Origin of the sequence: Nonomuraea guangzhouensis (assembly GCF_019396345.1) — a bacterium.
GTDB lineage: Bacteria > Actinomycetota > Actinomycetes > Streptosporangiales > Streptosporangiaceae > Nonomuraea > Nonomuraea guangzhouensis.
Map to the genome: position 1 here is coordinate 82,432 of NZ_JAHKRM010000045.1, position 13,193 is coordinate 95,624.

12 protein-coding genes are annotated in these 13,193 nt (G+C 70.8%); 7 read left to right on the forward strand and 5 right to left on the reverse strand.

Annotated elements, in window-relative coordinates:
• Positions 1-24: 24 nt before the first annotated feature.
• Together mtrB and mtrA are read right to left on the reverse strand one after the other, a co-directional pair.
• Positions 25-1,770, reverse strand: a complete 1,746-nt coding sequence (gene mtrB, locus KME78_RS56130; protein ID WP_219538259.1) for an MtrAB system histidine kinase MtrB — start codon at positions 1,768-1,770, stop codon at positions 25-27.
• Between the two features lie 18 nt (positions 1,771-1,788).
• Positions 1,789-2,466, reverse strand: coding sequence for an MtrAB system response regulator MtrA (gene mtrA / locus KME78_RS56135; RefSeq protein WP_043620615.1), 678 nt, complete (start codon positions 2,464-2,466; stop codon positions 1,789-1,791).
• 449 nt (positions 2,467-2,915) lie between these two features.
• Between mtrA and KME78_RS56140 the strand changes: the two genes are divergently transcribed.
• The 5 genes from KME78_RS56140 to KME78_RS56160 are packed head-to-tail and all read left to right on the forward strand — an operon-like array spanning position 2,916 to position 8,100.
• Positions 2,916-3,947, forward strand: a complete 1,032-nt coding sequence (locus tag KME78_RS56140; protein WP_246654613.1) for a glycerophosphoryl diester phosphodiesterase membrane domain-containing protein — start codon at positions 2,916-2,918, stop codon at positions 3,945-3,947.
• Positions 3,944-4,576, forward strand: coding sequence for a DUF4129 domain-containing protein (locus tag KME78_RS56145; protein ID WP_219538261.1), 633 nt, complete (start codon positions 3,944-3,946; stop codon positions 4,574-4,576). The genes KME78_RS56140 and KME78_RS56145 overlap by 4 nt, the downstream gene beginning before the upstream one ends.
• On the forward strand, positions 4,573-5,760 hold the full coding sequence (locus tag KME78_RS56150; protein WP_219538262.1) for a DUF4350 domain-containing protein: 1,188 nt from the start codon (positions 4,573-4,575) through the stop codon (positions 5,758-5,760). The genes KME78_RS56145 and KME78_RS56150 overlap by 4 nt, the downstream gene beginning before the upstream one ends.
• Before the next feature lies 1 nt (position 5,761).
• Positions 5,762-6,727 carry an AAA family ATPase gene (locus tag KME78_RS56155; protein ID WP_219538275.1) on the forward strand — a complete coding sequence of 322 codons (966 nt, stop codon included), beginning with the start codon at positions 5,762-5,764 and terminating at the stop codon, positions 6,725-6,727.
• Positions 6,727-8,100 carry a DUF58 domain-containing protein gene (locus tag KME78_RS56160; protein WP_219538263.1) on the forward strand — a complete coding sequence of 458 codons (1,374 nt, stop codon included), beginning with the start codon at positions 6,727-6,729 and terminating at the stop codon, positions 8,098-8,100. Before KME78_RS56155 ends, KME78_RS56160 begins: the two co-directional genes overlap by 1 nt.
• Positions 8,101-8,106: 6 nt before the next feature.
• On the opposite strand, the gene KME78_RS56165 is transcribed toward KME78_RS56160, so the two are convergent.
• Positions 8,107-9,099, reverse strand: coding sequence for a stage II sporulation protein M (locus KME78_RS56165; RefSeq protein WP_219538264.1), 993 nt, complete (start codon positions 9,097-9,099; stop codon positions 8,107-8,109).
• 51 nt (positions 9,100-9,150) lie between these two features.
• On the opposite strand from KME78_RS56165, the gene KME78_RS56170 reads away from it, so the two are divergent.
• Complete coding sequence (locus tag KME78_RS56170) at positions 9,151-10,110, forward strand: RDD family protein (RefSeq protein ID WP_219538265.1); 960 nt, start codon at positions 9,151-9,153, stop codon at positions 10,108-10,110.
• Here KME78_RS56170 and KME78_RS56175 read toward each other — a convergent pair.
• Complete coding sequence (locus tag KME78_RS56175) at positions 10,104-11,495, reverse strand: LVIVD repeat-containing protein (protein ID WP_219538266.1); 1,392 nt, start codon at positions 11,493-11,495, stop codon at positions 10,104-10,106. The two genes, KME78_RS56170 and KME78_RS56175, sit on opposite strands and share 7 nt — an antisense overlap.
• Before the next feature lie 26 nt (positions 11,496-11,521).
• Positions 11,522-12,058, reverse strand: coding sequence for a helix-turn-helix domain-containing protein (locus tag KME78_RS56180; protein ID WP_219538267.1), 537 nt, complete (start codon positions 12,056-12,058; stop codon positions 11,522-11,524).
• An 82-nt stretch (positions 12,059-12,140) separates the two neighbouring features.
• Here KME78_RS56180 and KME78_RS56185 point away from each other — a divergent pair.
• The coding region (locus KME78_RS56185) for an aminotransferase class V-fold PLP-dependent enzyme (RefSeq protein WP_219538268.1) at positions 12,141-13,193 on the forward strand (1,053 nt) is incomplete at its 3' end.

Below are 13,193 nucleotides of genomic sequence, written 5' to 3' on the forward strand. Positions count from 1 at the left end.
AGCCTGGTCCTCGCCATAGCCGGTCTAGTCCTCGTCATAACCGGCCCCGTCCGCCGACGCGGGCAGCAGCACCGGCGTCATCTGCCCGCGCCACGTGCGCCGCATCTCGATCTCGGGCGGCACCAGCGACAGCGGCGACCCCTTCAGGTCGGTCCCGGCCACCCGGGGCAGCGTCAGCCGGAACTGCGAGCCCTCCCCCTGCTGCCCCCACGCCTGCAGCCAGCCGCCGTGCAGCGAGGCGTCCTCGCGCGAGATGGCCAGGCCCAGCCCGGTGCCGCCGATGGTCCGCGCCCGTGAGGGGTCGGCGCGCCAGAACCGGTCGAAGACCATGGTGTCCTCGCCCGCCTTCAGGCCGATCCCGTGATCGCGTACGGCGACGGCCACGGCGTCCCGGTCGGCGCCCACCGTCACCACGACGTCCCTGCCCTCGCCGTGCTCGATGGCGTTGAACAGCAGGTTGCGCAGGATGCGCTCGACCCGCCGGTTGTCGATCTCCACCATGCACGGCTCGTTGGGCAGGCGCAGCTCGAAGCGGGTGGAGTGGCGCTCGGCCAGCGCCTCGGAGTCGCCGATCGCGCGCAGCACCACGTCACGCACGTCGACGGGGTCGAGGTCGAGCGTGGCGGCGCCGGCGTCGTAGCGGCTGATCTCCAGCAGGTCGGCCAGCATCGACTCGAACCGTTCCAGCTGGGCCTGCATGAGCTCGGCCGAGCGGGCGGCCATCGGGTCGAAGTCCTCGCGGGCGTCGTAGAGCAGGTCGGCGGCCATCCGCACGGTGGTCAGCGGGGTGCGCAGCTCGTGGGAGACGTCGGACACGAACTGCCGCTGGACCTGGGACAGCTCCTCCAACTGGTGGATCTTCAGCGCCAGGTTGACGGCCATCTCGTTGAACGAGGTGGCCAGGCGGGCCAGGTCGTCCTCACCGCGTACCTTCAGCCGCTCGTCGAGCTTGCCCGCGGCCAGGCGCTCGGCCGCCTGGCGGGCCAGCCGTACGGGGCTGACGACCTGGCGGGCCACCAGGTAGGCGATGGCGGCGAGCAGCAGCACGAGTCCCAGACCCACCACGGCCAGGGCGAGCCTGACGTTGGACAGCATCTGCTCTTCCTCGTTGATCGGGAAGAAGTGGTAGACCTCGTAGTTCTCGCCGTTGATGTCGACCACGCCGCCGATGACCAGCGTGGGCGTGGCCTGGCTGTCACCGGTGAACGTGATGGGCGCGGTGAAGCGCTGCGGCTTGTCGAAGATGTACTTCTGCTCCTGGCTCCGCAGCTTCTGCTGCAGCGCCTGCGGCACGTTCTCGGGCGCGACATTGCCCGAGGCGCGCGACTTGCCGGGGCGGGAGGTGTTGAGCACCAGCACCTCGTAGCGCTTCTTGGAGCCGTTCTCGCCCGAGCCGGTGATCGTGTCCATCACCTCGTCGAGCGGGTCGACGGGCGTGTTGCCGCCCGTGTCGGCGGTCGACTTGGCCTGGTCGTCGGGCTTCTGGCTGAGCGCGTCGGCGATCCGCACGCGGTCGGCGAGCGCCTCGGTGGCCGAGGACTGCTGGCGGCTCTCGATGACCGATCTGTTGATCTGGTCGGACAGGAAGACACCGAGCACGACCACCACGGTCACGGAGATCACCAGCGTGCTGGTGACCACCTGGAGCTGGAGTGAGCGGCGCCAGACGCTCCGTGCCCGGCCCGCCGCACGCCGCGTCCGCCGCCGGACCCCGCCCAGAATCTGGCGGAGAGTACGGCGGCGGAGTCGTTTCCTGCTAGTCGAGGCCATGGCCAGGTCGGGCGGAGGTCAGGCCGGCCCGGCTTTGTAACCCACGCCGCGGACCGTGACGACGATCTCGGGATGCTCCGGGTCCTTCTCGATCTTCGCCCTGAGCCGCTGGACGTGCACGTTGACCAGCCGCGTGTCGGCCGCGTGCCGGTAGCCCCAGACCTGCTCCAGCAGGACCTCCCGGGTGAAGACCTGGCGCGGCTTGCGGGCCAGCGCGACGAGCAGGTCGAACTCGAGCGGCGTCAGGTTGATGGTCTCCTCACCGCGCTTGACCGAGTGACCGGCCACGTCGATGGTGATGTCGCCGATCTGCAGGATCTCCGGGGTGGGCTCGTCGGTACGGCGCAGCCGCGCCCGCACCCTGGCCACGAGTTCCTTCGGCTTGAACGGCTTGACGATGTAGTCGTCGGCGCCCGACTCCAGACCGAGTACGACGTCGATCGTGTCGCTCTTGGCGGTGAGCATGACGATGGGCACGCCCGACTCCGCCCTGATCCTGCGCGCCACGTCGATGCCGTCCGCCCCTGGCAGCATCAGGTCGAGCAACACCAGGTCCGGGCGCGTGTCCCGGAAAGCGTCAAGGGCTTTGTCCCCATCTGAGACAAAGGATGGCTCAAAGCCTTCGCCGCGCAACACGATACCCAGCATCTCGGCGAGAGCGGCGTCGTCATCGACGACCAGCACGCGACCTTTCATGGCCCCTCATTCGTTCTACGCATTCTGGGACATACCCGCACGATCGCTGAAGGTTACCCTTCGTTGGCCCATGCATGGGACACGAGACGTACAAAAGACAAGTTTTAGACTTGCAGCCGCGACCGCAATCTCAGTCTGCGGTAACAGACCGACTTTCGGCCATCCTTCGATGAGATCCTTGAGCAGGAACGCCCCGGAATGCGGGCAAGATGAGCCGGCGAATCGCACGCACGACACCATTGCCCCGCCCACCATGCCAGGATTGGGATATGTCAGACGGTCACGGTCCCTCGCCCGAGACGCCACCAGGCTGGGCTCCAGAACAGCCCCCTCCCTACGGCGCCCCGCAGACCTCGCCGTGGACCGCCCCCGGCTTCGAACAGCAACAGCCTCCACCGGGCCCCGGCCCGCAGGCGCCCTATCAGCAACCGCCGCCTGGATACGGCTACATGCCGCAGCCACCCGCACTGCGCCCCGGGATCATACCGCTACGGCCGCTGGGGCTGGGCGACATCCTCGACGGAACGATCAAACTGATCCGGTCGAACCCCAAGGCGGTGCTGGGCCTCTCGGCGGTCGCCGCCCTGCTCGGAGCCCTCCCGATCGCGATCGGGCAGGTGTTCGCCTTCGACTCCATGCGCGGCCTGCTCGACGATCCGGCCTCGGCCGATCCGGCCGACCTGTCCGGGATATACGGCGGGTTCATCGCCCAGTACGGCGGCGCCCTCGTCTCCGTCGTGGTCAGCTTCATCGCGGTGACTCTGCTGACCGGCTTGCTGGTGCGGATACTCGGCCGCGCCGTGTTCGGCGGCAAGATCTCCGCCGGGGAGGCGTGGCAGCTGACCAAGGGCCGCGCCCCGGCGCTGTTCGGCGTGGTGGGGTTGATGGCCGTCATCATGCTGGTCCCGCTGGTCGTCTTCGTCCTGATCATCGTCGCGGTCATCGCGACCGGCACGGGCGACGGCTCACCCGCCGCGGTGGGCGGCGTGACCGTGATCTCCGTGCTGCTGTACATCTGCTACGGGCTGTACTTCAGGACCCGGTTCGCGCTCGCGGCGCCGGCCGTGGTGCTGGAGGGCAAGGGTCCCATCGAGGCGCTGCGGCGCTCCTGGAACCTGGTGACCGGCGACTTCTGGCGGGTGCTCGGCATCCTGCTGCTCACCTCGCTGCTGGTGGGGCTCGTCGCGGGCATCCTGGAGATCCCGTTCACCATCGCCGGGACCCTCCTCGGCCTGCTCGGCGAATCGTCCGGCACCGCCGTGGCGGCGGCCGTGCTGCTCGCCGTCGGCGGCACGCTCGGCGCGCTGATCACCTACCCGTTCGAAGCGGGTGTCGCGGGGCTCCTCTACGCCGACCGGCGGATGCGCCGCGAGGCGTTCGACCTGGTGCTGCAGACGGCGGCGATCGAGCAGCAGCGTCAGGGCTGGGTGCACGCCTCGGCCGACGAGCTCTGGCATCCGTCCAACTCCGCCAGGCCGTGACCCCGATCGACAGGGAGGAGGCCGCACGCAGAGCCGCGGACGAACTCCTCAAGCCGGGCTACAAGAAGGAAGCGCTGCTGGACCAGGCGTGGCGGCACTTCCAGCAGTTCGTCGGCGACCTCATGGACGCGGCCACGGGCAGCGGCACGACCGGCGGCGTCATCTCCGCCATCGTGATCACACTGATCATCAGTGGGGTGATCGCGCTGGTCGTGTGGCGGCTCCGCAAGAGCTCGCGCATGAACGCGGCGGCGCCGGACGGGCTGTTCGGCGAGCGGACGATGACCGCCGCCGAGCACCGCCAGGCGGCCGAGCGGCTGGCCGCCAAGGGCGACTGGACCGAGGCGATCCAGGAGCGGCTGCGCGCCATCGCCCGCGACCTGGAGGAGCGGGCCCTGGTCGACGGGATGCCGGGGCGTACGGCCGACGAGCTGGCCGCCGAGGCGGGCCAGGCGCTGCCCGGCTTCGCCGACGAGCTGACCGCCGCCGCCCGTTCGTTCGACGACGTCACCTACGGCGCCGAGCCGGGCACCCGGCAGGCGTACGAGGCCATGAGCGGTCTCGACGAGCGGCTCCGCCAGGCCAGGCCGGTCCCGCTGGCCGGATCCCCGCTCGGGAGCACCTCATGAGCCTCGACATGCGGCCACGGGAGAGCGGCGAGTCCCACTCCACCTCCCCCACCGTGCGCTCCACCTGGCGGGCCAGCCGGCTGATCGTCCTGCTCGGCGCGCTCATGGTGCTCGCCGCGGTGCTCAGCGTGCTGCTCAAACCGGACACCCGGCCGTCACGCCATCTGGATCCCGCCGACGCCTCGCTGGCGGGCTCGATGGCGCTGGCCGAGCTACTGCGCGACCGCGGTGTCACCGTGGACCGGGTCGACTCGGCGGAGGCGGCGGTGGCGAAGGCCACCGGTGCCGCGCCGGGAGACCCGCTGCTGCTGATCACCGACGCCTCCTACGCCGACCCGCGCGTCCTGGCCGGGATCCAGGGCGACCGGGTGATCGTGGACAACATCTTCACACTCGACGAGCTGGCTCCCGGAGTGCGGCCGGTGCGGGGGTTCGCACGCGAGCGTTCGCGCGAGCCCGGCTGCTCACTGCCCGCCGCCAAGGCCGCGGGCAGCGCGTTCATCGGTGGCTCCGCGTTCACCGGACCGGCCGGCGCCACCGGCTGCTACCCGTGGGGCGATGGATGGACGCTCGTCAGCTACCCCAACGCGGGCGGCACCACCACGGTCCTGGGCAGCGGCGAGTTCATGACCAACCAGCGCCTGGCCGAGGACGGCAACGCCGCGCTCGCCCTGAACCTGCTGGGTTCGGCCAAGGCCGTGACCTGGCTGGTGGCGCCGGAGACACCGCCCGTGGGCGAACTGCCGGGCCAGGACGGTAAGTCGATGTACGACCTCATGCCCGCGAGCATCCCCTGGGCCGTGCGGATGGCGGTCATCACGTTGCTGCTGGTGGCGTTCTGGCGGGGCAGGCGGCTGGGGCCGGTCGTGACCGAGCGGCTGCCCGTCGTGGTGCGGGCCGCGGAGACGGTCGAGGGGCGCGGGCGGCTCTACCGGGCCAGGCGGGCCAGGGGCAGGGCGGCCGACGCGCTCAGGGCAGGCACGATCGACCGGCTCACGCCCCGGCTCGGTCTCGGCTCGGGCTCGGGCCGGCACGAGCTGGTGACCGCCATCGCCGTACGGACCGGCCAGGACGCGCAGGAGATCGGCACCGCGTTGTACGGCCCACCACCCGCCGACGACGCCGGGCTCGTCGCCCTGGCAGGCTACTTGGACTTGATCGAGAGGACCGTCAGTGAACATTGAGATGACCGCCCAGGCGCCCGGCGGTGACTCGGCCAGGAACGCGCTCAGCGCGCTGCGCGCCGAGGTGTCCAAGGCCGTGGTGGGCCAGGACGCCGTGGTGACCGGGCTGGTCATCGCGCTGCTGTGCAGGGGGCATGTGCTGCTCGAAGGCGTGCCGGGCGTGGCCAAGACGCTCATGGTCCGTACGCTGTCCGCCGCGCTCTCGCTGGACTTCAAGCGGGTGCAGTTCACGCCCGACCTGATGCCGGGCGACGTGACGGGCTCGCTGATCTATGACGCGAAGACGGCGCGGTTCGAGTTCCGTGAGGGGCCGATCTTCACCAACCTGCTGCTGGCCGACGAGATCAACCGCACCCCGCCGAAGACACAGGCCGCGCTGCTGGAGGCGATGGAGGAGCGGCAGGTCAGCGTCGAGGGCGACGCGCGCAAGCTGCCCGACCCGTTCGTCGTGTGCGCGACCCAGAACCCGATCGAGTACGAGGGCACCTACCAGCTGCCGGAGGCGCAGCTCGACCGGTTCCAGCTCAAGCTGACCGTGCCGCTGCCGCCGCGCGAGCAGGAGATCATGGTCCTCGAACGGCACGCGCACGGCTTCGACCCGCGCGACCTGTCCGAGATCAAGCCCGTCGCCACCGCCCAGGACCTGGAAGCGGGCCGCGAGGCAGTGGCGAAGGTGCACGTGGGAGCCGAGGTGCTCGGCTACATCGTGGACGTGGCGCGGGCCACCAGAAACTCTCCGTCGCTCCAGCTCGGCGTCTCGCCGCGTGGCGCGACCGCGCTGCTGGCCGCCTCGCGGGCCTGGGCGTGGCTGTCGGGCCGCGGCTACGTCACTCCCGACGACGTCAAGGCGCTGGCCAGGCCCGCGCTGCGGCACCGGATTCAGCTCAGGCCCGAGGCCGAGCTGGAGGGCGCGACCGCCGACGGCCTGCTCGACGGCATCCTGGCCTCGGTCCCGGTCCCGCGCTGATGGCTCTGACGGGACGCGCCGGGTTGGTGGCGGCGCTCGGCGTCGTGGTCGTGCTGCTGGCGCCCGATCCAGGGCCCGCGGTGGCGGGCGTCTGCCTGCTGCTGGCCGCCGCGATCATCGTGGACCTGGTGTTCGCGGGCGCGGTCCGCCCGCTCCGTTTCCACCGCTCGGGCGACCGGCTGGTCCGCCTCGGCGGCCAGGCCACGGTCGAGCTGGTGGTGGAGAACCCGGGCGGCCGCCGGATCCGCGGCCTGCTCCGGGACGCCTGGCCGCCCTCCGCGGGCGCGTCACCGCGTTCCCTGCCGCTCGACGTGCCCGCCGGAGAGCGCCGCAAGCTGGTCGTGACGCTCACCCCGACCAGGCGCGGCGACCGCGAGTCCGTGGCGCTCACCGTCCGCTCGCTCGGGCCGCTCGGCCTGGCCGCCCGTCAGGGCACCCACCGGGCGCCGTGGTCGGTGCGGGTGCTGCCGCCGTTCCTGTCGCGCAAGCACCTGCCCTCCCGGCTGGCCAGGCTGCGCGAGCTCGACGGCCAGCACCCGGCCCTGGTACGCGGGCAGGGCACCGAGTTCGACTCGCTGCGCGAGTACGTGGTGGGCGACGACGTGCGTTCGATCGACTGGCGGGCCACCGCGCGGCGCCACGACGTGGTCGTCCGCACCTGGCGTCCGGAGCGGGACCGGCGGGTGCTGATCGTGCTCGACACCGGCCGCACCTCCGCGGGCCGGGTGGGCGACGCCCCGATGCCGATGGCCGGCGCCACGGCGGGCGGCGGCGGGCTGCTGGCCCGGCCCGATCCCCGCCCGGTGCCCGGCTGGCCGCGGCTCGACTGGTCGATGGACGCCGCCCTGCTGCTGGCCGCGCTCGCCGCCAGGGCGGGCGACCAGGTGGACTTCCTCGCCTACGACCGGGCCGTACGCGCCTGGGTCGCCGGGGCCTCCCGTACCGAGCTGCTGTCGTCGCTGGTCAACGCCATGGCGCCGATCGAAGCGGAGCTGATCGAGGCCGACTCGCAGGGCATGGTCGCGGCGGTCCTGTCCCGGGCCAAGCGGCGCTGCCTGGTCGTGCTGCTCACCGACCTCAACCCGGCCGCGCTCGACGAAGGGCTGATGCCGGTGCTGCCGCAGCTCTCCTCGCGCCACCTGGTGCTGGTGGCGGGCGTCTCCGATCCGCGCGTGGCGGCCATGGCGGCCCAGAGGGGCACGGCCGAGCAGGTGTACGACGCGGCGGCGGCCGAGCACACGGAGCTGGGGCGCAGGCGCATCACCGCCCGGCTGCGCCGCCACGGCGTCGAAGTGGTGGACGCGCCACCGGAGGACATCGCCCCGGCCCTGGCCGACGCGTACCTGGCGCTGAAGGCCGCCGGCCGCCTGTAAGCGGGTTCAGGCGCTCGGGGCCACGTCCGGGGCGCGTTCGAGGTCACCCGTCTCGTTCTGCCTCAGCGCCCGCCTGCCGAAGACGATCACGTACGCGAGGAAGGCCCCTTCGGCGAGCACCCCGATGCCCACCCGCACCGGGGTCGGCAGCCCGGACGGCGTGACGAACGCCTCGATGAGCCCCGACACGAACAGCACCCCCACCAGCCCGAGCGCCACGCTGACCACCGCCCGGCCCTGCTCCGCCAGCGCCTCGACGCGTTTGCGCGGCCCGGGGTCGATGACCGTCCACCCCAGCCGCATGCCGACGGACGCCGCCAGGAAGACGGCGGTCAGCTCCAGCAGGCCGTGCGGCATGATCAGCCCGAAGAAGATGTCGAGCTTGCCACGCGAGGCCATCAGCCCGGCGGAGACGCCGAGGTTGGCCGCGTTCGACCAGAGCACGAAGGGGATCGGCAGCCCCAGGAAGATGCCGAAGATGATGACCTGCGCCGAGACCCACGCGTTGTTGATCCACACGTGGCTGGCGAAGGAGGCGGCCGGGTTCTCGGAGTAGTAGTCGGCGAAGTCGTGCTCGACGAGCTGGGTGATCTCGTCGGGCGAGGCGATCGAGGTCTGCACCTGCGGGTTGCTCGCCACCCACACGCCGAGCACCCACGCGACGGCGACGCACGCCAGCGAGGTGGCCAGCCACCACCACCGGGCCCGGTAGGCGACCACCGGGAACGACACGGTGACGAACCTGACGAACTCCCGCCAGGCAGGCGTGTGCGCCCCCGTCACCGCCGACCGCGCCCTGGCCACCAGCGCGGACAGCCGACCGGTCAGCATCGCGTCCGCGGAGGACGAACGGACGATCGACAGATGCGTGGACACCCGCTGGTAGAGGTCGACCAGTTCGTCGACCTCGGGCCCGGTCAGCGAGGAGCGGCGTTGGATCAGGTGCTCCAGTCTGTCCCACGCCGGGCGGTGTGCGGTGACGAACGCATCGATGTCCACCGGACCATTGTGGCCGGTCATCCAGCGGGCCAATGCCGTTAGGCTCCACGTATGTCAGAGGTTGTGACCGGTGACGCCGTCGTCCTCGAGGTGCGGGTGGCCCAGATGCCGTCCCGCGCTGTGGCGCTCATGATCGACATGCTGGTCCAGATTGTCGCCCTGATCGTCGTGTATGCGGCATCGGAAGCGTTCTTCCTGGTCACCGACGTGGCGTTGTTCGCCGCCGTGTCGATCGTGCTGAGCGTGCTGGTGATGGTGGGCTACCCGGTGATCTTCGAGAGCTTGAGCAGGGGGCGGAGCCTGGGCAAGCTGGCGCTCGGGTTGCGGGTGGTCAGTGACGACGGGAGCCCGGAACGGTTCCGGCAGGCGCTGTTCCGCGGGCTGGCCGGGCTGGTGGAGTTCTGGATGTTCTTGGGGGCGCCGGCGCTGATCTCCTCGCTGGTCTCGCAGCGGGGCAAACGGCTGGGCGACATCTTCGCGGGCACGATCGTGATCGCCGAGCGTGTGCCGAGGTCCGCGGGGCAGCTGATCGTGATGCCGCCGCAGTTGGCCGCCTGGGCGGCGACGCTGGAGCTCTCGCAGTTGCCCGAGGAGGTGGCGATGGCCGCCAGACAATACCTCTCCCGCTGGCACGACGTGTCGCCGCAGATCCAGCATGAGATGGGGACGCGCATCGCGACGCAGGTGGCGGCGTACGTCTCGCCCGCGGCGCCGACCGGGGTGCCGCCGCACGCCTACCTGAGCGCCGTCCTGGCCGAGCGTCGCAGGCGCGACGAGGTACGGCTGGCCCAGCGCAACGGCATGGCGCCACCGGCCTACGCCCAGCCTGGGCCGCCGTTCCAGCAGGCCCCGTACCCGCCACCGATGCCGCCCGCCCAGCAGCAGGGACCGTACCCGCCCCCGCCCGCCCAGCCGAGTGGGCAGCCGTCTTACCAGCCGCCGTCTTACCGGCCGCAGGCGCCGGAGTCGCCGCCGCAGGCGACTCCGGGTGGGTTCGCGCCGCCTCAGTAGGCGTACTGGGTCTGGGTGTTGAGGACCTTCAGCCGCTTCGTGGCGGCCGGGTCGGTCCGCTGGTCGGTGATGGTCAGCACGTCCAGGCCCCGCTGGATGTCGCTGCTGTAGATGTGGCCGTTGTAGTAGTAGGCCGACCAGGAGCCGCCGAGGTTCTGCGGCTTGAGCGGGCCGCGGTCGAAGTAGCCGATCTCCGCGGGCGCCGACGAGTCGGTGAAGTCCCAGATGGACACTCCGCCCTGGTACCACGCCTGGACCATGATGTCGCGGCCCTTGACCGGGATCAGGGAGCCGTTGTGCGCCACGCAGTTCTCGTCCGGGCTCTGGTTGCGCGGGATCTTGTAGTAGCTCTTGAACGTGAGCCGGCCGTCCACGATGTCGTAGACCGCGTCCGCGCCCCGCTGGGGACCGGTCGCCGCGTTGCAGGTGGCCACGACGCCCCCGCCCAGCTCGTCGGTGAAGACGACCTTGGTGCCGGTGTTGTTGAACGTCGCCGAGTGCCAGAACGCGAAGTTCTCGTCGGTGACCCTGGTCGTGACCTTCGGGTGCTCCCTGTCGGAGATGTCCATCAGCACGCCGTCGCCCATGCAGGCGCCCGCGGCCAGGTCCTTCTCCGGGAACACGGTGATGTCATGGCAGCCCGTGGTGGGGGCGAGCAGGCCCTCCTGCTTCTCGTTGCCGCCGTCGGGGAACAGCACCGGGCGCGAGACGACCTTGGCCGAGGTGGGCTTGCTGAGCGGCACCTTGACGATCGAGATCCGGTCGTGCGGCGGCTTGCAGTCGGGGTACCCCTTGGCGGGCCCGTACGAGGAGACGTACAGGTAGACGGCCTCGCTCTTCTTGCCCGCCCGCTTCTTGTCCGGTACGAGCGTGTGCGTGTGGGAGCCACAGGCGGTCTCGATGGACTTGATGTACTTGGGCCGCTTCTTGTCGCTGATGTCGAAGATCCGGATGCCCTCCCACGCCGACTTCACGCTGGGCGTCTCGGCCTCGGCCTTGCAGGAGTCGCTGGTGAGCGACTCGTCCACCGACAGGAAGAGCAGGTCGCCCTGGACCGAGACGTCGTTCTGGGCGGCGGGGCAGGTGACCCGGCTGACGACCGCCGGCTTGGCCGGGTTCTTGATGTCGTAGATCGTGAAGCCGTGGTAGTTGCCCTGGTAGGCGTAGTCACCCTGGAAGGCCAGGTCGGTGTCGTAGGCGTCGCCGCTCTTGAACGGCCCCTGCTTCGGGATGCCACCGACGAGCTTGACGTTGGCGCTGGTCTTGACGTCGCCCGACGCCTGGGCCGGGAGCACCGGCAGCACCAGCACCGCCGCTCCCGCCAGGATCAGGGCGGCACGGCCGAATCTGGACACCACGAAGGACCTCCTGAGTTGAATGGGCATGAGGCGCCTCACTATGACAGGAAAAATCAGTAACTAGGAGGCGTTGCGGCGATGATGAAATCGGTGGGTTCCTCGCCCGGATTCAGGTAGCGGTGCGGCAGCGAAGAGTCGAAGTAGCAGCTGTCGCCCTCCTCCAGCTCGTGGTCGAAGCCCGAGACCTCCACAACGAGCCGCCCCCGCAGCACCAGCACGCACTCCTCCGACGGATGCGACCACGACTCGGCGGCCGACGAGCCACCGGGCAGCAGGTGTCCCTCCAGGACCTCCAGCCGGCCGCGTCCCGGCGACACGCGCGCGTACGTGATCCCGTCGGACGGTGACTTGACCCGCACCCGGCTGTCGGCGCGGATCACCGCGACGAGTGCCGGATCCGGCTCCTGGAACAGGCTGAACAGCGGCAGGTCCAACGCCTTGGCGATCTTCCGTAGCGCCTCCAGGCTGGGATCGGCCAGATCGCGCTCGACCTGGCTGATCAACCCCGACGCCACCCCCGCGGCCGTCGCGAGCTGCGCCACGGTCAGACCACGTTCGGACCGGAGCTCGCGAATTCTGGTGCCAATCATCCGGCGATCCTATCGATGTAGCGTGATTGAAGGTTTATTGAATTCAATGAAAGCGGCTGATAGGCGACCCGAAATGTTACGAATGTTGAATTCCACCCAATTTCGGGCGGAGTTCCCTTCGCTGGCCGACACCGTGCACCTGGCGAGCTGCAGCCAGGGCGCCCTGTCCGCCCGGCTGGCGTACTCGCTGCAGGAGATCGGCTATTCGCTCCGGGACAAGGGCGCGCCCTGGGACGTGTGGATGGCCGAGGTCGAATGGGCGCGCGAGCGGTTCGCCCGGCTCATCAAGGCCGCCCCCGGCGAAATCGCGGTGCTCTCGTGCGCGTCGGAGGCCGCCTTCCAGGTCGCCTCGTCGCTGGACTGGTCACACCGGCCCGGCATCGTGACCAACGACCTGGAGTTCCCGTCGATCGCGCACGTCTGGCTGGCCCAGGCCGGACGCGGCGCCCAGGTACGGGTGGCGGCGGACACGGGCGAGAACGTCGAGGCCGGCGCGTACGAGCGGGTCGTGGACGAGAACGTCAACCTGGTGTCGGTGCCGCTGATCACCTACCGCAACGGTGCCCGCCTGCCCGTCCCGGACGTCGTACGGCTGGCGCACGAGCACGGCGCGCGGGTGTTCGTGGACGCCTACCAGGGCACCGGGGTCGTCCCGGTCGACGTACGCGAGCTCGGCTGCGACTACCTGGCCTCCGGCTCGCTGAAGTACCTGCTCGGCCTGCCCGGCATCGCCTTCCTGTACGTACGCGACGGCCTGGAGCATCAGCGCGACCCGGAGCTCACCGGCTGGTTCGGCCGGGTGAACCCGTTCGCGTTCGACACCCGGCTGCTGGACTTCCCCGGTGACGCCCGGCGCTTCGAGACCGGCACGCCGCCCGTGCCGTCGGCCTACGCGGCCAACGCCGGGTTCGACCTCATCGAGCGGGTGGATCCGCAGGCCGTACAGGATCATGTGTCAGAGCTGGTCGAGGAGCTGGCCGAACGGCTGGCGGCGGCCGGCGAGCGGGTGGCGAGCCCGGCCGGCGCGCGCGGGCCGCAGGTGGCGATCGTGGACGACGACCCCAACGCGCTGGCGGCCCGGCTGGCCGCGCGACGCATCGTGACCGCGCCGCGCGGCCGCCTGCTGCGCATGTCC